19 protein-coding genes and 2 riboswitches are annotated in these 19,302 nt (G+C 73.1%); of the genes, 8 read left to right on the top strand and 11 right to left on the bottom strand.

The window, feature by feature from the left end; all coding sequences use genetic code 11:
• Both AC1RU4_RS00255 and cbiE read right to left on the bottom strand, forming a co-directional pair.
• Positions 1-414: a cobalamin biosynthesis protein gene (locus tag AC1RU4_RS00255; protein WP_492888974.1), complete on the bottom strand. Its 414-nt coding sequence runs from the start codon at positions 412-414 to the stop codon at positions 1-3.
• The gene (cbiE, locus tag AC1RU4_RS00250) at positions 384-1,661 is read right to left on the bottom strand and encodes a precorrin-6y C5,15-methyltransferase (decarboxylating) subunit CbiE (protein ID WP_492888973.1); all 1,278 of its coding nucleotides are present in this window, start codon (positions 1,659-1,661) and stop codon (positions 384-386) included. Before cbiE ends, AC1RU4_RS00255 begins: the two co-directional genes overlap by 31 nt.
• On the opposite strand from cbiE, the gene AC1RU4_RS00245 reads away from it, so the two are divergent.
• Positions 1,660-2,454, top strand: a complete 795-nt coding sequence (locus AC1RU4_RS00245) for a cobalt-precorrin-6A reductase (RefSeq protein WP_492888972.1) — start codon at positions 1,660-1,662, stop codon at positions 2,452-2,454. The genes cbiE and AC1RU4_RS00245 overlap by 2 nt on opposite strands.
• Here AC1RU4_RS00245 and AC1RU4_RS00240 read toward each other — a convergent pair.
• From AC1RU4_RS00240 to cobW, 7 genes are read right to left on the bottom strand one after another with little or no spacing between them, the layout of a single operon-like run.
• The gene (locus AC1RU4_RS00240; RefSeq protein ID WP_492888971.1) at positions 2,427-3,194 is read right to left on the bottom strand and encodes a precorrin-3B C(17)-methyltransferase; all 768 of its coding nucleotides are present in this window, start codon (positions 3,192-3,194) and stop codon (positions 2,427-2,429) included. The genes AC1RU4_RS00245 and AC1RU4_RS00240 overlap by 28 nt on opposite strands.
• Positions 3,191-3,937 carry a precorrin-2 C(20)-methyltransferase gene (locus AC1RU4_RS00235; RefSeq protein WP_492888970.1) on the bottom strand — a complete coding sequence of 249 codons (747 nt, stop codon included), beginning with the start codon at positions 3,935-3,937 and terminating at the stop codon, positions 3,191-3,193. Before AC1RU4_RS00235 ends, AC1RU4_RS00240 begins: the two co-directional genes overlap by 4 nt.
• Positions 3,934-4,563, bottom strand: a complete 630-nt coding sequence (locus AC1RU4_RS00230) for a precorrin-8X methylmutase (RefSeq protein WP_492888969.1) — start codon at positions 4,561-4,563, stop codon at positions 3,934-3,936. The genes AC1RU4_RS00235 and AC1RU4_RS00230 overlap by 4 nt, the downstream gene beginning before the upstream one ends.
• Positions 4,556-5,785 carry a precorrin-3B synthase gene (gene cobG / locus AC1RU4_RS00225; protein WP_492888968.1) on the bottom strand — a complete coding sequence of 410 codons (1,230 nt, stop codon included), beginning with the start codon at positions 5,783-5,785 and terminating at the stop codon, positions 4,556-4,558. Before cobG ends, AC1RU4_RS00230 begins: the two co-directional genes overlap by 8 nt.
• Entirely contained in the window at positions 5,782-9,213 is a 3,432-nt protein-coding gene (gene cobN / locus AC1RU4_RS00220; protein ID WP_492888967.1) for a cobaltochelatase subunit CobN, read from the bottom strand. The genes cobG and cobN overlap by 4 nt, the downstream gene beginning before the upstream one ends.
• A 4-nt stretch (positions 9,214-9,217) precedes the next feature.
• Complete coding sequence (locus tag AC1RU4_RS00215) at positions 9,218-9,841, bottom strand: HAD family hydrolase (RefSeq protein ID WP_492888966.1); 624 nt, start codon at positions 9,839-9,841, stop codon at positions 9,218-9,220.
• Positions 9,842-9,850: 9 nt separating this feature from the next.
• Positions 9,851-10,909: a cobalamin biosynthesis protein CobW gene (cobW, locus tag AC1RU4_RS00210; RefSeq protein ID WP_492888965.1), complete on the bottom strand. Its 1,059-nt coding sequence runs from the start codon at positions 10,907-10,909 to the stop codon at positions 9,851-9,853.
• A gap of 123 nt (positions 10,910-11,032) precedes the next feature.
• A riboswitch (cobalamin riboswitch) is annotated at positions 11,033-11,246 on the bottom strand.
• 150 nt (positions 11,247-11,396) lie between these two features.
• Positions 11,397-11,615: riboswitch (cobalamin riboswitch) on the top strand.
• Between the two features lie 31 nt (positions 11,616-11,646).
• Here cobW and AC1RU4_RS00205 point away from each other — a divergent pair.
• The 6 genes from AC1RU4_RS00205 (at position 11,647) to AC1RU4_RS00180 (ending at position 15,735) form a co-directional block, all read left to right on the top strand.
• Positions 11,647-11,841, top strand: a complete 195-nt coding sequence (locus AC1RU4_RS00205; RefSeq protein WP_492888964.1) for a CbtB domain-containing protein — start codon at positions 11,647-11,649, stop codon at positions 11,839-11,841.
• Between the two features lie 11 nt (positions 11,842-11,852).
• A complete protein-coding gene (locus AC1RU4_RS00200) occupies positions 11,853-12,647 on the top strand; it encodes a CbtA family protein (RefSeq protein WP_492888963.1) in 795 nt (264 codons plus the stop codon).
• Between the two features lie 17 nt (positions 12,648-12,664).
• Complete coding sequence (gene cobU, locus AC1RU4_RS00195; RefSeq protein WP_492888962.1) at positions 12,665-13,174, top strand: bifunctional adenosylcobinamide kinase/adenosylcobinamide-phosphate guanylyltransferase; 510 nt, start codon at positions 12,665-12,667, stop codon at positions 13,172-13,174.
• A 10-nt stretch (positions 13,175-13,184) separates the two neighbouring features.
• The gene (cobO, locus tag AC1RU4_RS00190; RefSeq protein ID WP_492888961.1) at positions 13,185-13,856 is read left to right on the top strand and encodes a cob(I)yrinic acid a,c-diamide adenosyltransferase; all 672 of its coding nucleotides are present in this window, start codon (positions 13,185-13,187) and stop codon (positions 13,854-13,856) included.
• 120 nt (positions 13,857-13,976) lie between these two features.
• Positions 13,977-14,201 carry an NINE protein gene (locus AC1RU4_RS00185; protein WP_492888960.1) on the top strand — a complete coding sequence of 75 codons (225 nt, stop codon included), beginning with the start codon at positions 13,977-13,979 and terminating at the stop codon, positions 14,199-14,201.
• Positions 14,202-14,241: 40 nt separating this feature from the next.
• The gene (locus tag AC1RU4_RS00180) at positions 14,242-15,735 is read left to right on the top strand and encodes a cobyric acid synthase (RefSeq protein WP_492888959.1); all 1,494 of its coding nucleotides are present in this window, start codon (positions 14,242-14,244) and stop codon (positions 15,733-15,735) included.
• A 22-nt stretch (positions 15,736-15,757) separates the two neighbouring features.
• Here AC1RU4_RS00180 and AC1RU4_RS00175 read toward each other — a convergent pair whose 3' ends face one another.
• Positions 15,758-16,066, bottom strand: coding sequence for a putative quinol monooxygenase (locus AC1RU4_RS00175; protein ID WP_492888958.1), 309 nt, complete (start codon positions 16,064-16,066; stop codon positions 15,758-15,760).
• Between the two features lie 145 nt (positions 16,067-16,211).
• Positions 16,212-17,189, bottom strand: a complete 978-nt coding sequence (gene cbiB, locus AC1RU4_RS00170) for an adenosylcobinamide-phosphate synthase CbiB (RefSeq protein WP_492888957.1) — start codon at positions 17,187-17,189, stop codon at positions 16,212-16,214.
• A 196-nt stretch (positions 17,190-17,385) separates the two neighbouring features.
• Here cbiB and recQ point away from each other — a divergent pair, with 196 nt between their 5' ends.
• Entirely contained in the window at positions 17,386-19,233 is a 1,848-nt protein-coding gene (gene recQ, locus AC1RU4_RS00165) for a DNA helicase RecQ (RefSeq protein WP_492888956.1), read from the top strand.
• The last annotated feature ends 69 nt before the right edge of the window (positions 19,234-19,302 follow it).

Raw genomic sequence — 19,302 nt, 5'->3', positions numbered from 1 at the left:
TCACTGTTTTTCCCGCTCCCGCGCCAGCGCGCAGGTCACCGATCCCAATACGAAGCGCGGGCCGACCAGCGTCGAGCCGCGCCCCGCCGCCGCCAGCGCCGCGGCTTCCGCCACCGAGGGCACGCCCATCAGCGCCACCACCCGCTCGGAATGCGTCATCGCCCGCGTGCCGGCCGCCTCCATCTGCGTCTGCGGCACCAGCACCAGCAGCAGCCCGAGATCGAGCGCCGCCTTCATGATGCCGGCCTCGCCGCCCTTCAGCGCCGGCGTCGCCATCAGCGAGATGTCGCACAGCTTCACCTCGTAGCGCTCCAGCGCCCCGCGCACCGCTGCGCTCACCTCCTGCGCGGTCACCCCGCGCCGGCTGCCGACCCCGGCCACGATCACGGTGTCACCCGCATCGGCTTCACCCACGCCCATTGCGTCACCGGCATCGCCGGCCGCCAGCCGGTCATCCCGGCGACCGGCGCCGCCTGCGCCACCGACAGCCGCACCAGCTCGCCGCCCAGTGCCCGGTGCCGCGCCAGCAGCACCGCCTCGGTCTCCAGCGTCACCGCATTGGCGACCAGCCGGCCGCCCGGCTTCAGCGCCTCGATGGCCGCGTCCAGCACGCCCGCCTCGCTCGCCCCGCCGCCGACGAAGATCGCGTCCGGCGCCGGCAGCCCGGCAAGCACGTCCGGCGCCGCGCCCTCGACGATGCGCAGGCCCGGAACCCCCAGCGCCAGGGCATTGCGCCGCACCCGCGCCGCCCGCTCGGGGCGTTCCTCGATGGCGATGGCCGCAAGCGAGGGGTCCGCCAGCATCCATTCGATACCGACCGACCCCGCCCCGGCGCCGATGTCCCACATGAGCTCGCCCCGGCGCGGCGCCAGCGCCGCCAGCGTCACCGCGCGAACGGTGCGCTTGGTCAGCTGCCCGTCATTCTCGTACCACTCGTCCGGCAGGCCGGGCGTCAGCGGGATCGCCCGCGCCCCCTCTCCCGCCGCCACCTCGATGCCGACGAGGTTGAGCGGGTGGACGTCGCCCAGCGCGAACCCCTCCGCCGGCGCCGCGCGCACCCGCTCCCGCGCGCCGCCCAGCGCCTCCAGCACATGGAGGCGCGAGCCGCCGAAGCCGCTCGAAGCCAAGAGCGCCGCAATCGCTCCCGGTCCTTCGGCGTCGGAGGTGAGCACCAGCAGGCGCCGCCCATCCTGCAAATGCCGGCGGATGCCCTCCACCGCCCGGCCGGCCACCGCCCCGCCATGCGCGGAGAGGCACGTCGTCTCGGTCAGCGCCCAGCCGAGCCGGGCGGCCGCGAGGCTGAAGGCGGAGGGCGCCGGCACCACCTCCATCTCGGCCACCGGCACATGGCGCGCCAGCACGGAGCCGACGCCGTGGAGGAATGGATCGCCGGAGGCGAGCACGCAGACCTTGTCGCCGGCGAGTTCCAGCACCTGCCGCACCCCATCCTCGAACGGGCTCGGCCACGGCCGCGCCACGCCCCGGATGGCGGCCTCCGCCAGCGCCAGATGCCGCGCGCCGCCGAACACCACGTCGGCACCTTCGATCAGCGCCCGCGCCCGCGCCGACAGCCCGTCGAGGCCATCCTCGCCGATGCCGACGATGGACAACCAGACGCCCGCCGACGCATTGTCCGCCGCCATGGTTTCAGCATCCGGCATGACACATCCTCATCCCGCCGCCTCCCGCCCGTTCCGCCTGCTCGTGCTCGGCGGCACGTCGGAGGCGCGCGAACTGGTCGAGGCGCTGGGCACCCGCCCCGACATCGCCCTCAGCGTGTCGCTTGCGGGCCGCACGCGCAACCCGCTTGGCTACCCGGCCCCGACCCGCATCGGCGGCTTCGGCGGCGCGGAAGGGCTCATGGCGCATCTGCGCGCGGAGCAGATCGACGCGCTGGTCGACGCCACCCATCCCTTCGCCGCCGCCATGTCGCGGAATGCGGCCGAGGCCGCCCGGCGGACCGGCGTGCCGCTGCTGGCGCTGGCCCGCCCCGCCTGGACGCCGCGTCCCGGCGACGACTGGCGCGAGGCCCCCGATCTCCCCGCCGCCCTCGCGCTTCTCGGAGCGGCCCCGCGGCGGGTCTTCGTCGCGCTCGGCCGCAACGAGGTGCGCGCGCTGGAGGCGGCGCCGCAGCATCGCTACGTGCTGCGCAGCGTCGACCCCGTCGAGCCGCCGCTCGCCGTGCCGCACGCCGATTATGTGCTCGACCGCGGGCCCTTCGTGCCTGAGGCCGAGACGGATCTGTTCAAAACGCACGGCATCGAGGTGATCCTCGCCAAGAACAGCGGTGGAACGGCCAGCTACGCCAAGCTGGAAGCCGCCCGCGCGCTCGGCCTGCCGGTCGTGCTGCTCGCCCGGCCGGAACGCCCGGACGTACCCGCCGCCGCGACGGTGGAAGACGCCCTCGCCTGGATCGAGACCCGCCTTCATGCGCCCATCCGGCGCGGCGTGTAGACGAGGTCCGGCAGGCCCGGCCGCGCGACGGTCCGCGTCGCCGCCGTGCCGACGAGGATGCAGGTCGCCATGTCGGCCATCGCGCCCTCGGCCTCGGCCAGGGGCACCGTCGCCAGCCGCTCGTCGGCACGCCCGACCGCGCGGCCGAAGATCACCGGCACGCCGGCGGGAAGCTCCTCGCGCAGGATCTCGAACGCCCGGTCGAGCTGCCAGGGACGCGCCTTCGACACCGGGTTGTAGAACGCCATCGCGAAGCCGGCCTGCGCGGCGAGCCGCAGCCGCCGCTCGACGACATCCCACGGCTTCAAATTGTCCGACAGCGAGAGGGCGCAGAAATCATGCCCCAGCGGCGCGCCGGCCCTGGCCGCCACCATCAGCATGGCGGTGATGCCCGGCACGATGGATATGTCCAGCGCCCGCCATTCGGCCGGCCCCGCCTCGATCGCCTCGATCACCGCCGCCGCCATGGCGAACACGCCGGGATCGCCGCCCGACACCATCGCCACCTTCGCGCCCGCCGCCGCATGGGCGAGCGCCGCCCCGGCCCGCTCCAGCTCGACGCGATTGTCCGAGGGGTGCCGGCTCTGCCCTTCCCGCGCCGGCACCCGGTCGAGATAGGGTCCATAGCCATAGACCGCCTCGGCCGCCACCAGCGCCTCCGCCGCCTCCGGCGTCAGGTAGCGCGGCTCTCCGGGCCCGAGGCCGATCACCGCAAGGAAGCCGGGTGTGGAGCCGCTCATGCGCGCCCGCTCCATCCCGGCACCAGCACGATGGCGAAATAGGGTGCCGGCGCCTCGTCGCGCCCGGCCAGCGGCACGCAGCCGCCGCCTTCCATGGTACCGCGCTCGACATAGAGCGCCCGCTCGAGCCGCCCGGCGGCGTCGAGCGCCCGCCTTATCTTCGGCAGGTTGCGCCCCACCTTCATGATCACCGCCGCGTCGGCTTCCTTCAGCCGCCGCGCCAGCTCGGCCTCGTCCAGCGTGCCGGGCAGCACCGCGAGCACGTCGTCGCCCTGCGCGATCGGGGCGCCGGCCTGCGACCAGCAGCCGGACATGCCGGTGACGCCGGGGATCACCTGCGTCTCATAGCGCGTCGCCAGCCGCACATGCAGGTGCATGTAGGAGCCGTAGAACAGCGGGTCGCCCTCCGAGAGCACCGCCACTTTCCGCCCGGCGTCGAGATGCTCGGCCACCGCCCGCGCGCTGTCGTCGTAGAAGCCGGTGATCGCGGCGCGATAGGCCTCGTCATGCCGGTGCATCTCGGTGGTGACGGGATAGTCGAGCGGCAGTTCCACCGCCCCGGCGCGGAAATGCGGATGCGCGATCGCCCGCGCATGGCTGGCATTGCCGCGCTTGGCGAAATAGGCGACCACGTCGGCCTGCCCGAGCGCCCGCACCGCCTTCAGCGTCATCAATTCCGGGTCGCCCGGCCCCACCCCTACCCCTATGAGGCGGCCGACGCCGATCAGGGAACCCGCCGTCATATCCCCGCCCTCGCCAGCGCGTTCACCGCCGCCGCCGCCATGGCGCTGCCCCCGAGCCGCCCGCGCACCACCAGCCACGGCACGCCGTGATCGCCCGCCGCCAGCGCATCCTTGGATTCCGCCGCGCCGACGAAGCCGACCGGAATGCCGAGGATCGCCGCCGGCCGCGGCGCCCCGGCATCCAGCATGTCGAGCAGGTGGAACAGCGCGGTGGGCGCGTTGCCGATGGCGACCACCGCGCCTTCGAGCTTGTCCCGCCACAATTCCAGCGCCGCCGCCGAGCGCGTGGTGCCGAGCCGCGCCGCCAGCCCCGGCACATCAGGGTCGCGCAGCGTGCAGGCGACCTCGTTACCGGCGGGCAGACGCGCGCGCGTCACCCCATGCGCCACCATCTGCGCGTCGCACAGGATCGGCGCGCCATCGGCCAGCGCCCGGCGCGCGGTGCGCACGAGGTCGGGCGCGAAATCGATGGCGAGCGCCGCCTCCACCAGCCCGCAGGCATGGATCATCCGCACCGCGACGTCGGCCTCCTCCGGCGTGAAGCGGCCGAGCTCGGCCTCCGCGCGGATGATGGCGAAGGAGCGCCGATAGATGGCGTCGCCGTCGCGGATATAATCGTTAGCCACGGCAAATCTCCAGAATGGCCCGCTCCTCCAGAATGTCTCGCTCCAGCAGCTCGCGCGCGACCCCGGCGAGACGGTCGTAAGGCACGACGCACGCCGGCGCATCGCGCGGGGTGCCTTCGACCACGATCCCGGCCCCGCCGTCCAGTCCCACGATGGTGACGTCCGCCCTGCCGGGATGCGCGCAGCCCTTGGCGCAGCCCGAGACATGCAGGCTGCGTCCCCGCGCCAGCGGCGCCAGCCGCCTTGCGAGGGCCCGCGTCGGCAGGTGCGCCGATGCACAGGCCGGGGCGCCGGAACAGGCCGCCACACGCCGCAGCGGGTCGTCCACTGCTACGATGAAGCCCGCCGCCCCGGCCCAGTGCGACAGTTCGTCGGCCCCAACCGTGTCCAGAGGCCCGATCAGCAGCGCCCGCCCGCCGGCCGGCTCGACGAAGCGCGCGCCGAGCTCGCCCGCCTTCGCCGCCAGCCCCGCCAGCGCGTCGGCCTCCATCTGCCCGAAGGCCGGCCCCAGCCCGAGCGCCCATCCGTCGGCGAGACGATGCCGCCCCACCGGCTCGCCCGGCATGGTGCCGCCGGCGTCGACCGCCTCCAGCCCGGCGCCGAGCGCCGCCGCTCCCTCCAGGCGCAGCAGGTCGCGCATCCGCGCGCTGTCGCCGAGGCGAGCCAGCCGCTCCAGCAATCCCAGCACCACCGGTGCCGCCGCGCGGGTCCGGCCGAGCACCGCGCCCGCCGCCAGGATCCGGTAGCCGCCATCGGCCGGCGTCACGCCGATGTCGAGATCGCGCGCGGACATCCCGAGATGCCCGCCGCCGTCGATGCCGACGCTCACCTTCGGCGCCAGCCGGGCGGCGAGCCCGCTGACATGAGCCGCCTGCGAAATCGCCGCCGCCAGCGGGCGCGGGTCGAAGGCCGCCGAGGGATCGCGCCCGGCAAGCGCGCTCATCTCCACCGCCAGCCCCTCGCGCAGGCCGAGCCCGAGCGCGCCGACGCCCTCGGCCAGCCGCGCCGCGCCGTCGCGGTCGAGCCCGCGCACCTGCAGCTTCCCCCGCGCCGTCACCTCGACGATGCCGTTGCCGCACGCGCGGGCCAGCGCCGCCAGCCCGGCGGCCTGCTGCGGCGTCATCGGCTCGACGAGCGCGAGGCGGGCCAGCAGCCCGTCGCCGGTCGGCATCGGCTCCGGCAGGGTCGGGCACGCCCCGCGCCTGAGATCGGCGAGGCTCATTGCGCCGCCTCCCCGGTCCCGTGCCCGATCTCACCCCCGGCCAGCGCGTCGAGATCGGCGCCGACATCGTTGCGCCTGGGGTGCCACAGCCCGCGCCGCCGCGCCGATGCCAGCCGCCCGGCCACGAATCGCGCGCCCTCCGGCGACTGGGCGGCGAGGAAATCCCGCACCCGCGCATCCCCGACATAGGCGGTATGGATCAGGTCGATCAGGTGGCCCGGCACCGCCTGCGTCACCTCGGCGAAGCCGATCAGCCGGTCGACGGTCTCCACCATCTCCGCCGCCCCGCGCGGGCCATGGCGCAGGAGACCGGCGACATATCCGGGCGCCACGCGCCGCCGCACGATCCGCGCCAGCGCCTGGTCGAGCGGGCGCGCCGCCGGCCGGGCGGGGTCGGAGGTGTCGAGCACCACCAGGTCGGGCATCCGCCCCATCGAATTCGCCGCCGCCGCGAAGCCGCCGATGAAGGCGAGGTCGGCATCGCCCTCCAGCAGGTCGCGGCCGGGATCGTCCTGCCCGTGCACCATGAGGTCCGCCGCCGCCACCCGCGCGGCGAAGGCGTCGCCCGCCGGCCGCGCCGCAGCTTCCGGCCCGCCATAGGCATGCGAGGCACTGGCGAGATAGGCGGCGCCCGCCTGCGCCTCGTCCCGCTCGCCGGAGATCGCGTCGAGCCCGGCGCCATAGGCGCCCGGCGCGGTGCCGAAGATGCGCAGCGCGCCCTCGCCCTCGGCGGCGAGCGGGTTCTCCTCCGCCGGCTCGTCGCGCCGCGCCACCGCGCGCAGGGCGGCATCGATGAGCGCGATCTGCGCCGGGAACAGGTCGCGGAAAAGCCCCGAGATGCGGAAGGTGACGTCGACGCGCGGCCGCCCCATCGCGGCGGGCGGCAGCACCTCGATGCCGGTCACCCGCCCGGTCTGCGGGTCCCATATCGGGCGCGCGCCGATCAGCGCCAACCCCTGCGCGATCTCCTCGCCGCCGGTGCGCAGGCTGGCGCTGCCCCACAGGTCGAGCACCAGCGCGCGCGGCCAGTCGCCATGCGCCTGCAGATAGGCGCGCACCACCTCCTCGGCGGCGAGCCGGCCGAGGTCCATCGCGGTCGGCGTCGGCAGGCCGCGCGGATCGGCGGTGAACAGGTTGCGCCCGGTCGGCAGGACATCCGTTCGCCCGCGCGCAGGCGCTCCCGCCGGGCCGGCCTTCACCCGTCGCCCGTCGAGCGCCGCCAGCAGCCCGTCGCGCTCAGCCGCTCCGCAAGCTCCGCGCCCATAGATATGGAAGCCGTCCTTCAGCCGCAGTTCCTTCAGGTCGCACAGCCAGGCATCGATGCGGCGCAAGGCCTCGTCCGGTCCCTCGGCGCCGCCCAGCCTCGCCTCGCCGGCGAGGCCGCTGCGCTGCGCCTCCTCGACGATCAGCGTCGCCAGCTTCTCGCGGCGGCGGCGGTCGAGCCCGTCGGCCTGCGCATATTCGTCGAGCAGGCGTTCGAGGTCGCGGGCGTCGCCGTCGAGTCCGGCCTCCTTCAGCGGCGGCGGCAGATGGCCGAGCGTCACCGCCGCGATGCGCCGCTTGGCCTGCGCCGCCTCGCCGGGATTGGAGACGATGAACGGATAGGCCACCGGCAGGGCGCCCAGCACGATCTGCGGGAAGCACCCGCCGGTCAGCGCCACCTGCTTGCCCGGCAGCCATTCCAGCGTGCCATGCGCGCCCATGTGGACGAGCGCGTCGAATTCCCGCTGCATCCACAGTCCGAACGCGACCAGCGCGTGGCGCGGCGGCAGGGCCGGGTCGTGATACTGCGCCCGCCGCTCGGCCATCGAGCCGCGATCCGGCGCCAGCGCGACGGTGACGTTTCCGCAGGCGATGGCGCGGAAGCGGAAGCCGCCGTCGACAAAGTCGGGGTCGTCCTCGGGCGGCCCCCAGGCGGCGTCGACCGCTGCCATTGCCCCGACCGGGAGTGCGGCGACGAGGCGTTTGTAATGCGCGCGAGAGAGCGCCGCGCCGGCAAAGCCCTCTCCCCGCCGGGGAGAGGGTTGGGTGAGGGGCCGTTCCAAGGCCGGCTCGACAGCCCCCCTCACCCCAGCCCCCTCCCCGGCAGGGAGAGGGAGCAGCCCCTCCACCAGCGCCCGCCCGTCCACCGGCACGTCCGCGACCCGATAGCCCGCCGCCCACATGTCGTGCAGCGCCGCCAGCATGCTCGCCGGCACGTCGAGCCCCACCGCCCAGCCGGTGCGTCCCGCCGCGCCGGCATAGTCCGGCATCAGCATCGCCACCCGCCGCTCGGCCGCCGGCGTCATGCGCAGCCGCGCCAGCGCCGCCACCTTGTCGGCCAGCGCGGCGATCAGCTCCGGCTCCGGCCGGTTCAGCAGATGGGTAAAGCCGGAAGCCGCATCGGCCGCGTCCTTGAACGAGACCGCCCCGGCGAGCACCCGCCCGTCGATCTCCGGCAGCACCACATGCATGGCGAGGTCGGCGCTGGCGAGCCCGCGCATCCCCTCCCGCCACGCCGCCCGCCGGGTGGTGGCGACCACCGCCTGCAGCACCGGCGCGTCTGTGAGGTCGAGCAGGCTCGCCTCGCCGGCCTCGGCGGCGGCGAAGGCGGTCAGCGTCACGATGACGGCGGGCGCCGTCTCCGGCAGCACATGGCGCAGGAAATCCGCCGATTGCGCGTCCTTGAGACTGGCGACGAAGATCGGCTGCGGGTCGAGCCCCCGCACCGCCAGCGCCGCGCACAGCGCATCCACCGGCGCCGCGTCGCCGGCCAGCAAGAGCGAACGATAGAAGATCACCGGGACGACCGCCTGCCGCCCCCGCATTCCCCGGCCCGCTTCACCGGCGCCGGCGACAGCAGGTCCGTCGCCCGAAGCCCTGTCCCCGAGAGCGTCGGGGATAGGCCTCCACCGATATTCCCCCGCCAGCGGCAGCGGCACCGCGTCCGGCACCTCCACCGCGCGGCCGGTCAGCCTTGCCAGCGCCGCCAGCAGCGCCCGCATGTTGTCCGGTCCGCCGGCGCGGAAATAGCCGAGCAGCCCCGCCAGTTCCGCCGCCGGCAGCGTCGAGGCTTCCGCGAGGCGCGGGTCGTCGCGATCCTCCCCCGGCAGCACCGCCAAAATGAAGCCGTGCCGCCGCGCCGCCTCGGCCAGCCGCTCGACGCCGTAGCGCCACCAGTCGAGCCCGCCGAGCAGCCGCACCAGCACGATCTTCGCATGCGGCGCCAGCCGGTCGACCCACAGGTCCACCGACATCGGGTGCTTCAGCTCGCGCAGATTGGCGAGCGCGAGGCTCGGTGCCCCGTCGCCCGGCTCGTAGGCCCGCGCCAGCGCGGCGAGGTCGCTGTCGGCGAACGAGGCCACCACCATCCCGGCCGGCGCCTGCGCGAGGTCGACCGGCTCGGCGAGGTCGTCGAGCGTGGCGTTGGTGGTGGAGAGGATATGCATCGCCTCAGGCCCGGATCAGGCCGCGCCGCGCCAGCGCCTCGGCGAGCGCCTCCGGCGTGGTGAAGCGCTCCGCGTCCAGCCCCGCCGCGCGGGCGCCGTCGACATTCGCCTCGAGGTCGTCGACGAACAGCGCCGCTTCCGGCACCACGCCCAGCGTGGCGAGGCAGCCGAGGTAGCAGGCCGGGCTCGGCTTGGCGGCGCTGAAGCGGGCGGAAGGGTAGATGTCGGCGCCGAACAGCGGGACCAGCGCGGGAAACATCGCCGCAATATGGTCGGTCACCAGCCGCGTATTGTTGGTGAGCACGGCGATGCGGGCATGCCGCTTCACCCGCGCCACCAGTTCCAGCACGGCGGGCGACGGCGTCATCGAGGCCGCGCGCACCGCCACCCATTCGTCGACGGTCAGCGGATAGCCGACGCGCTCGCCATAGCCCCGGAGATAGGTGTCGACATCGATGAGCCCCGCATCGGCCAGCCCGTCGAAGCCGCTGCCCCAGATGTCGGCGAAGATCGCCTCCGGCGTGCGCCCGCCGAGCCGCGCCAGTTCCGCGACGCGCGCCACCTTGTCGGAGCGGCACAGCACGTCGTCCATGTCGAACAGCACCAGCTCGGGCGTGCGCCTCTCCATGGAACGCCCTCAGGCCGCCTCGACCACGCCGGCGAGGATGCCCTCCACCTTCGCCCGGTCGAGCCCCTTGAGGCCGATCGCCACCAGCCGCCCGGCGCGCTCGCCGGCGGCCCACGGCCGGTCGTAATGATGCGCGACGCGCGGCCCGACCGCCTGCACCAGCAGCCGCATCGGCTTGCCGGACACCGCGAGGAAGCCCTTCACCCGCAGCACATCCGCCGCCTCGGCCGCCTTCGCCACCCGTGCGGAGAACTCCGCCGGATCGTCGATCTCCGGCACCTCGACGATGAAGCTGTCGAAATCGTCATGGTCGTGGTCGAGCTCGTCGTCGTGATGGGTGCGGCGGTTCTCGATGTCGTCCTCGGTGCCGATCCCGAGCCCGAGCAGCACCGCCGGGTCGAGCCGGCCGCCGGTCACGTTCACCACCCGGACGCCGGCCGGCAGCTCGGCATCGAGCGCGGCGCGGGCGCGGGCGGCGCCGGCCTCGTCGATCAGGTCGGCCTTGGTCATCACCACCAGGTCGGCGCAGGCGATCTGGTCGTCGAACACTTCCTCGATCGGGTCGTCATGGTCGAGCGAGGCATCGGCGCTGCGCTGCTCGGCCAGCGCGTCATGGTCATGCGCCACCCGGCCGGCGGCCAGCGCCTCGCCGTCGACCACTGCGACCACGCCGTCCACCGTCACCCGGCTCCTGATCGCCGGCCAGTGGAAGGCCTGCACCAGCGGCTTGGGCAGCGCGAGGCCGGAGGTCTCGATCAGGATATGGTCGACCCTCGGCACGCGGGACAGGATGAGGTCGAGCGCCGGCACGAAATCATCGGCCACCGTGCAGCAGATGCAGCCATTGGCCAGCTCGACGACGTTCTCCTCCGGGCAGCTCTCGATGCCGCAGCCCCTGAGGATCTCGCCGTCTATGCCGACATCGCCGAACTCGTTGACGATCACCGCCAGCCGTCGGCCGCCGGCATTCTCCAGCACATGGCGGATCAGCGTCGTCTTGCCGGCGCCGAGGAAGCCGGTGACGATGGTGCAGGGCACGCGGGCGAGGCTGGTGGCAGGGGTGGTCATGCGGGCGTCTCCGACGGCTCGATGGCGATTCGGGGCGCGCCGGTCGCGGGAGGCTTCCCGCGCAAGCCGCCCGAACCTGAGAAGGACGGCGGCATCACCCGCCCGCCGGGCACCCCGCCGGCAAACGCGACCGAACCGTCGGCAGGTCTCCTGGCTCGCGGGTCGTCGCCCTCATCGCCGCCTTCCCGGATCGCTCCAGTGGCCTGTGGCTCGGGCTCGCCGCTTACAGTTGCGGGGGCAGCCGCGGAATCGGCCGGCCGCTCGCGTGGCCCGCCTCACCGCATTCCCTCTTCGTCCCTCCCGGCAAGGGGAAGGAACCGTCGGTCGCCGCCACTAAAGGAGCGCCGCGGGGGAATGTCAACGCGGGCGGATGCGAGCGCCACGGCCTCCGGGCGAGCCGTCATCGGCGTCGGCCCCGGCAAATCGCGTCCCGAGGCGCCGGCCAGGCCGGCGGAGTTTGCCATTGCGGCGCCCCCGCGGGCCGGTATAGTTGGACCCAGTCGACGGTTCCCGTGGTTCGCACGGGACGCAAGACGGGAACGCGGTGGGGCCGGTCTCCCTGGGGAGAACGGCCGAATCCGTGGCTGCCCCCGCAACTGTAAGCGGCGAGCCTTCCTCTACTGGCCACTGGCGTCCGCGCCGGGAAGGCGGAGGGACGAGGCGACGACCCGCAAGCCAGGAGACCGGCCGTCGACCTAACCCCTGGCCCTCGGGTGGAGGGCATCAAGGAGACCGTCATGAGCGTCCACGCTTCCCGTCCGCATTCCGCCACTGAAACCGCCATCGAGACCCCGGCCTCGCGCGCGCTCGCCATCACCTTCGCCGCCCTGCTCGGCGTCTTCGTGATCGGCGGCGTCGGCTTCTCCCACATCGCCGCCGCGCACAATGCGACGCACGACGTGCGCCACGCCAACGCTTTCCCCTGCCACTGAGGGGAACTTCCATGTCTTTGTTCAGGACCATTCTGCTCGTCGCGGTCGTGGCGGGCCTGACGACCGGCGTCGTCACCACCGCCGTCCATCTCACCACCACCGTGCCGCTGATCCTCGAGGCCGAGACCTTCGAGAACGCCGAAGTCCCGGCGACTGCAGTCCCGGCGGCTGCCGAGGCGGCGCCCGCCGCCCATGACCACGGCACGACCGTGGCCGGCGGCACCACGCACGCTTTGGAATCCGCGCACGCCCATGACGCCGCCGCGCCGGCCCATGATCACGGCGACGGCGACGAATGGGCGCCCGCCGACGGCTTCGAGCGCAACACCTATACGCTCCTCGCCACCATCCTGACCGCCTTCGGCTTCGGCCTGCTGCTGGTGGCGGCGAGCGAGCTGAAGGGCGGCGTGTCCAGCTGGCGCGAAGGCGTGCTGTGGGGCCTTGCCGGCTTCGCGGTGTTCACCCTCGCCCCCGGCCTCGGCCTGCCGCCGGAGCTGCCGGCGATGCCGGCCGCCGATCTCATGGACCGGCAGATCTGGTGGGTCGGCACCGCCGCCGCCACCGCGGCCGGCCTCGCGCTGATGGTGTTCGGCCGCTCGCCGCTGCTGGCGGCGCTGGGCGTCGCGCTTATCCTCGCCCCGCATGTCGTCGGCGCGCCGCAGCCGGCGAGCCATGACAGCCCGATCCCGGAATCGCTGCATCACAGCTTCGTCGTCGCCTCGGTGGCGGCGAGCTTCCTGTTCTGGGTGCTGCTCGGCGGCCTTTCCGGCTGGCTGCGTCCGCGCCTCGGCGCCCGCACGGCCTGAGGCAGCGAGGCGGCGCCATGCCCATCACCCTCGTCCTCGGCGGCGCGCGTTCGGGAAAGAGCCGCCATGCCGAGACGCGGGTGGAGCAGTTCCCTCCGCCGTGGTTCTACCTCGCCACGGCGGAGGCCTACGATACCGAGATGACGGACCGCATCGTCGTGCACCGCGCCCGCCGCGGCGAGGGCTGGCACACGCGCGACGCCCCGCACGCTCTCGCGGCCACGCTGTCCGACCTGCCGGCCAGCGCGCCGGTCCTCATCGACTGCCTGACGCTGTGGCTCTCCAACCGCATGCTGGCGGATGCCGATCTCGACATGGAATCGGCGGTGCTGGAAGCGGCGCTGCTCGCCCATGACGGCCCGCTGGTGATCGTGTCGAACGAAGTGGGCCTCGGCATCGTGCCGGACAACGCGCTCGCCCGCCGCTTTCGCGACGCGCAGGGGCGGCTCAACCAGCGGATCGCCGCGCTGGCCGACGAGGTGGTGCTCATGGTCGCCGGCATTCCGGTGCCGGTTAAGCGCCCGTGAAGGTGACGCCATGATCGAAACCCGGCCCGACCTGCTGCCCGCCGAGATCGCGCATTCGGGGATCACGCCGGAGGACGCGGCGCGCCATCGCGAGAAGATGGCGAAGCGCAAGGCGGTGCAGGACGCCGAAGTGGCGTCGAAATCCGTCGAGAAGGGCCTGCTCATCGTCCATACCGGCCCCGGCAAGGGCAAGTCGACCGCCGCCTTCGGCCTCGCGCTGCGGGTGCTCGGCCATCCCGACGAGGGAATCGGCGGCCGCGTCGGCGTCGTGCAGTTCATCAAGGGCGCCTGGCATTCGGCCGAGCGCGACGCGCTCCTCACCTTCGGCCCGCGCGTCGAATGGCACGTCATGGGCGAGGGCTTCACCTGGGAGACGCAGGACAAGGCCCGCGACATCGCCGCCTGCGCCCGCGCCTGGGAGAAGGCGCAGGAACTGATGGCCGACCCCGGAATCGGCCTCGTCATCCTCGACGAGCTCAACATCGCCCTGCGCTACGATTACCTCCCCCTCGACGAGGTGGTCGCCACGCTCGCTGCCCGCCGCGAGGGCCTCCACATCGTCGTCACCGGCCGCAACGCCAAGCCGGAACTGGTCGAGGCCGCCGACCTCGTCACCGAGATGGCGCTGGTGAAGCACCATTTCAAAGCCGGGGTGAAGGCGCAGAAGGGCATCGAATTCTGATGATGCCGCCGATTTCGGCGGCTGCCCCGCCGCGCCGCCCTCGAAATTCCGCAGCGTCGTTCCTATCTCGACTCCGACGCCGGCTCCCGCGGCGTGGCTTTGAGATGGAGACGCGCTGCGATGCGCTCGACACCCGTCGCCTATATTTTCTGGTTCTTCTGCCTCATCGGCGTGTGCGGCATCCAGCGCTTCTATGCCGGCCGCTACTGGACCGGCGCGCTATGGCTGCTCACCTTCGGCCTTCTCGGCATCGGCCAGATCATCGACCTGTTCCTGATCCCGTCCATGGTGCGCGAGGCCAATCTCGAACGCCGGGTCGAATATCTGGAATCCGGCCGCTTCTGATCGCCGCGCCGCCGGCGCATATGTCCCGCGGGGGCGCCCGATGAGCGCCTTCGCGGGTCCGCTGGCACTGATGTTCCAGGGCACCGGCTCGGATGTCGGCAAGTCGCTGATCGTCGCCGGCCTCGCCCGCGCCTTCGCCCGGCGCGGGCTGCGGGTGCGTCCCTTCAAGCCGCAGAACATGTCGAACAACGCCGCCGTCACCGCAGACGGCGGCGAGATCGGCCGCGCGCAGGCGCTGCAGGCCCGCGCCGCCTTCGTGGCCCCCAGCGTCCACATGAACCCGGTGCTGCTGAAGCCGCAGAGCGAGATGGGCTCGCAGATCGTGGTGCAGGGCCGCTCGCGCGGCAATGCCCGCGCCGCCGAGTACCAGAAGCTCAAGCCGGCGCTGCTCGCCTCGGTGCTGGACAGCTTCGGCAGGCTGAGGGCCGAGGCCGACCTCATCCTGGTGGAGGGCGCCGGCTCGGCCTCGGAGATCAACCTGCGCGCCGGCGACATCGCCAATATGGGCTTCGCCCGCGCCGCCGGCGTGCCGGTGATCCTCATCGGCGACATCGACCGCGGCGGCGTCATCGCCAGCCTGGTCGGCACGCGGGCGGTGATCGACCCCGCCGACGCGGCGATGATCCGCGGCTTCCTCGTCAACCGCTTCCGCGGCGACCCGAAGCTGTTCGCCCCCGGCATGGAGGAGATCGCCCGCCGCACCGGATGGGAGGCGCTCGGCCTCGTGCCGTTCTTCCACGACGCCGTCCGGCTGCCGGCCGAGGACGCCGCCGCGCTCGACGTCGCCCCCGCCCGCAAGCCGGGCGCGAGGCTGCGCATCGCGGTGCCGATCCTGCCGCGCATCTCCAATTTCGACGATCTCGACCCGCTGGAGGCCGAGCCGGCCGTCGATCTCATCCGCCTGCGCGACGGCCAGGTGCTGCCGGGCGATGTCGACCTCGTCATCCTGCCCGGCTCGAAATCCACCATCGCCGATCTCGCCGACCTGCGCCGCGCCGGCTGGGACATCGACATCGCCGCGCATGCGCGGCGCGGCGGGCGGGTGCTCGGCCTGTGCGGCGGCTACCAGATGCTCGGCCGTACCATCGACGATCCCTCCGGCTATGAAGGCCCGGCCGGCAAGGTGCCGGGCCTCGGCCTGCTGGCCGTCGACACCGTGCTGACGCCGGAAAAGCGGCTGATCGCCATTACCGGGGTCAGCGCCGACGGCATGCCCTTCCACGGCTACGAGATGCACATGGGCGCCACCGAGGGCGAGGACCGCGCCCGCCCCTTCGCCCATATCGACGGCGCCAACCCCGACGCTCCCTCGCCGGAGGGCGCGATCTCGGCCGACGGCCGCATCGTCGGCACCTATGCGCACGGCCTGTTCGCCGACGACCGCCAGCGCTCCGCCTGGCTCGCCCGTCTCGGCGCCGCCCCGAGCGGCCTCGACTACGAGGCCGGCGTCGAGGCGACGCTGGACGCCCTCGCCGAGCATCTTTCCCGCCACATGGATCTCGACCGGCTGCTGGAGATCGCGCGTCCGGGATAGGCCGGGCGGCCGGCGGCGGGCGTCATTTCGGCAGCTTGTCCGCGAGGATGCCGAGCTTGAAGATTTCCGGCGGCTTGGCGAACAGCTCGCCCTGCCTCACCTTCTCCATCAGCGCCGCCGCGACCTTGCCGTTGAGATGCGCCTCCCGTCCGCCTTCGTCGTCGAACGTGTCGAAGATGGCGAAGGACGAAGGCCCTTCCTGAATGGCGAACCAGCTGACGGTACCCGCCTCCGCATCGACGAGCGGCAAGGCCGAGCGCAGGAAATCCGCGACCTCGTTCTCCTTGCCCGGCTTCGCCTGCAGCGGCACGTAGAGAGCTAATTTGGTCATTGTCGCCTCCCGTTTCGGAAGCCGCCATCGGACGCCGGAACCCGCGCGTTTCTTTGACGATCCCGGTCGCGGCCGGTCACGAAAGCGGAGCGGCGAGCGCCGTGAGCCGGTGCCGTCCGGCTCGGCCGTCCTGCCGCCGCCCGCCTCAGAACGCCCAGAACAGCGCCGCCCCCGCGGCCGCGAGCGCGATCAGCAGGCCGTCGGCGATCCGGTACAGCCGCAGCGCCCGGCGGATGTCGTCCGCCGTGCAGTCGCGCCGCCCGCCGGTGCCCATGAAGCCGTCCGCCACCAGCCGCCCACCATAGACGCGCGGCCCGGCCAGCGCGATGCCGAGCGCCCCGGCCAGCGCCGCCTCCGGCCAGCCGGCATTGGGCGAGCGGTGGTGGCGCGCATCGCGGCGCAGCGCCGTCCACGCCCCCTTCGCGGAGGCGCCCGGCATCAGCAGGGCCGCCGCCACGATCAGCCCGCCGGCCAGCCGCGAGGCCGGCAGGTTGACCAGGTCGTCGAACCGCGCCGCCGCCCAGCCGAAATCGGTGAAGCGCGCGTTGCGGTGGCCGATCATGCTGTCGGCGGTGTTCGCCGCCTTGTAGAGGCAGATGCCCGGCAGCCCGGCCACCGCCATCCATAAGGCCGGGGCGACGATGCCGTCGGAGAAGTTCTCCGCCAGGCTCTCGATCGCCGCCCGCGACACTCCCGCCTCGTCCAGCGCATCGGGATCGCGCCCGACGATCATCGACACCGCCGCCCGCCCCTCGGCAAGGCCGGCATCGAGCCCCGTGGCCACCCGTGCCACATGCTCGTGGAGGCTGCGCTGGGCCAGCAGCGTCGAGCCGAGAAACGCGACCCAGACGAACCCGAGCGGGATCAGCAGCAGCGCCTTCTGCGCGATCAGCCCCGCCCCGGCGCATACCAGGAGCAGCGCCGCCAGCGACACGATGCCGGCGATCCTGCGCTCGCGCGGCGGGTCGTCATCGAGGTTGAAGCGGCTGTCGAGGAAGTCGATCAGCCGCCCCGCCCACATCACCGGATGGCCCATCCGCTCGTACAGGATGCCCGGATAGCCGATAGCGGCCTCGAACAGCAGCGCGACTAGGGTTAAACCGAAGGTCAGCTCCAGCGCCATGCGCACTGATTCTCCGCCTGCGCCTTGCCCGACCGGCGACCTGTGCCGATCGGGAAAAGGCTCACGCCTCACGTGATCGAGGAAAGCGCCGCCCGATGTCGACCGACGCCTCCGTCCTCCATAGCGCAGCCGCCGCGATTCGCGCCGCGAGATCTGGCCGCGCCGCCGAATCTCGTGGCAGCGGAACCCCCGCGCGATGAACGTGGCGGTGTCCCCCTCCCCCTCGCACGGGTCCGGCGTGCTGCCGCGCGAGGTCGAGGCGCGCAAGATGGCGATCCTCGCCGAGGTGTTCGGCTTCGACCGCTTCCGCCCCGGCCAGCAGGAGGTGGTGGACGCGGTGCTCGCCGGCGTGCCGACGCTGGCGGTGATGCCCACCGGCGCCGGCAAGTCGCTGTGCTACCAGCTGCCGGCGCTGGCGCTCGGCGGGCTCACCATCGTCATCTCGCCGCTGATCGCGCTGATGGACGACCAGGTCAACGCGCTGAAGCTGCAGGGCGTGGCCGCCGAGGCCATCCATTCCGGCAAGCCGCGCGAGGACAATGTCGCCATCTGGCGCCGCGTTGCCGCCGGCGAGGTCCGCCTGCTCTATCTCGCGCCCGAGCGGCTGATGACCGAGCGCATGCTCTCCGCGCTGTCCCGCCTCCAGCTCGGGCTCGTCGCGGTGGACGAGGCGCATTGCATCTCGCAATGGGGCCATTCCTTCCGCTCGGAATATCTCGGCCTCGGCCGGCTGCGCGAGATGTTCCCGCAGGTGCCGCTGGTGGCCCTCACCGCCACCGCCGACAAGGCGACGCAGGGCGACATCGTCGAGCGGCTGTTCGGCGGGCAGGCGCGGGTCTTCGTCTCCGGCTTCGACCGGCCGAACATCTTCATCGGCATGGAGGAGAAGAAGGACCCGGCCCGCCAGATCGAGAGCTTCGTCAAGGCGCGCCCCCGCGTCGCCGGCATCGTCTACCGCATCTCCCGCAAGAAGGTGGAGGAGACCGCCGAGCGGCTGGTCGCGGCCGGCATGCGCGCCCTGCCTTATCATGCCGGGCTCTCGCCGGAGGCCCGCGCGGCCAATCAGGAAGCCTTCCTCGCCGAGGACGGCATCGTCATGGTCGCCACCGTCGCCTTCGGCATGGGCATCGACAAGTCCGACGTGCGCTATGTGCTGCATGCCGACGCGCCCGGCAGCCTGGAGGCCTATTACCAGGAGATCGGCCGCGCCGGCCGCGACGGCCAGCCCTCCGAGGCGCATCTGCTCTATTCCGCCGGCGACATCGCCACCCGCCGCCGCTTCATCGACGAGGAGAATTCCGCCCCCGAGCGCAAGCTGGTGGAAGCCCGCCGGCTCGATGCGCTGGTCGGCTTCTGCGAGGCGGTGACGTGCCGGCGCGCGGTGCTGCTCGGCTATTTCGGCGAGCGCGCCAAGGCCTGCGGCGCCTGCGACGTCTGCCGCGACCCGCCGAAGGTGGTGGATGCCTCGAAGCAGGCCGAGCTCGTCCTGCGCCTCGCCCGCGCCACCGGCGAGCGCTTCGGCGCCGCCTATCTCGCCTCCGTGGTCACCGGCCAGCGCACCGACCAGGTCTGCGCCCGCGGCCATGACAAGCTCGCCGATTTCGGCGCCGGCGCCGATAGGCCGGCCGCCGAATGGCGGGCGCTGCTGCGCCAGCTGGTCGCCACCGGGGCGCTGCATGCCGATGTCGAGCGCTTCGGCGCGCTGAACCTCACCGATCACGGCAAGGCGGTGCTGGCCGGCACCCGCGCCTTCACGCTCCGCGCGCCCTCGAAGGTGAAGCGCGAGCGGCCGGGCCGGGCGGAGGCGCCGGAGCTCGCCCCGCCCGAGGCGGCGCTGCTCGGCCGGTTGAAGGCGCTGCGCCGCGAGCTCGCCGCCGAGCGCGGCGTGCCGGCCTATGTGGTGTTCGCCGACCGCACGCTGGAGGAGATGGCGGTGGAGCACCCACGCACCCGCTCGGAGCTCGCCGGCATCAAGGGGGTCGGCGCCGCCAAGCTGGAAGCCTTCGGCACGGCGTTCCTGAAAGTGCTCAAGGAATCTTCTTAAGATTCTCTAAGAATTCGGCCGCGTCGATTCTTCACGCCTGGGAGAGTTCACGAACGCCGATTCTATCCC

The organism is Ancylobacter sp. GW821-FHT10E12 (assembly GCF_058809335.1).
This window is presented reverse-complemented; position numbering and strand designations above follow the sequence as displayed.

Bases quoted from the DNA above. Each gene is read 5' to 3' on its own strand.
- AC1RU4_RS00180 (WP_492888959.1), top strand. From the start codon at position 14,242: ATGAGCGCCTTCGCGGGTCCGCTGGCACTGATGTTCCAGGGCACCGGC.
- AC1RU4_RS00235 (WP_492888970.1), bottom strand. From the start codon at position 3,937: ATGACGGCGGGTTCCCTGATCGGCGTCGGCCGCCTCATAGGGGTAGGG.
- AC1RU4_RS00215 (WP_492888966.1), bottom strand. From the start codon at position 9,841: ATGGAGAGGCGCACGCCCGAGCTGGTGCTGTTCGACATGGACGACGTG.
- AC1RU4_RS00245 (WP_492888972.1), top strand. From the start codon at position 1,660: ATGACACATCCTCATCCCGCCGCCTCCCGCCCGTTCCGCCTGCTCGTG.
- AC1RU4_RS00205 (WP_492888964.1), top strand. From the start codon at position 11,647: ATGAGCGTCCACGCTTCCCGTCCGCATTCCGCCACTGAAACCGCCATC.
- AC1RU4_RS00175 (WP_492888958.1), bottom strand. From the start codon at position 16,066: ATGACCAAATTAGCTCTCTACGTGCCGCTGCAGGCGAAGCCGGGCAAG.
- AC1RU4_RS00200 (WP_492888963.1), top strand. From the start codon at position 11,853: ATGTCTTTGTTCAGGACCATTCTGCTCGTCGCGGTCGTGGCGGGCCTG.
- AC1RU4_RS00240 (WP_492888971.1), bottom strand. From the start codon at position 3,194: ATGAGCGGCTCCACACCCGGCTTCCTTGCGGTGATCGGCCTCGGGCCC.
- AC1RU4_RS00185 (WP_492888960.1), top strand. From the start codon at position 13,977: ATGCGCTCGACACCCGTCGCCTATATTTTCTGGTTCTTCTGCCTCATC.
- cobU (WP_492888962.1), top strand. From the start codon at position 12,665: ATGCCCATCACCCTCGTCCTCGGCGGCGCGCGTTCGGGAAAGAGCCGC.
- cbiE (WP_492888973.1), bottom strand. From the start codon at position 1,661: ATGCCGGATGCTGAAACCATGGCGGCGGACAATGCGTCGGCGGGCGTC.
- recQ (WP_492888956.1), top strand. From the start codon at position 17,386: ATGAACGTGGCGGTGTCCCCCTCCCCCTCGCACGGGTCCGGCGTGCTG.
- cobG (WP_492888968.1), bottom strand. From the start codon at position 5,785: ATGAGCCTCGCCGATCTCAGGCGCGGGGCGTGCCCGACCCTGCCGGAG.
- cobO (WP_492888961.1), top strand. From the start codon at position 13,185: ATGATCGAAACCCGGCCCGACCTGCTGCCCGCCGAGATCGCGCATTCG.
- cobN (WP_492888967.1), bottom strand. From the start codon at position 9,213: ATGCATATCCTCTCCACCACCAACGCCACGCTCGACGACCTCGCCGAG.
- cbiB (WP_492888957.1), bottom strand. From the start codon at position 17,189: ATGGCGCTGGAGCTGACCTTCGGTTTAACCCTAGTCGCGCTGCTGTTC.
- cobW (WP_492888965.1), bottom strand. From the start codon at position 10,909: ATGACCACCCCTGCCACCAGCCTCGCCCGCGTGCCCTGCACCATCGTC.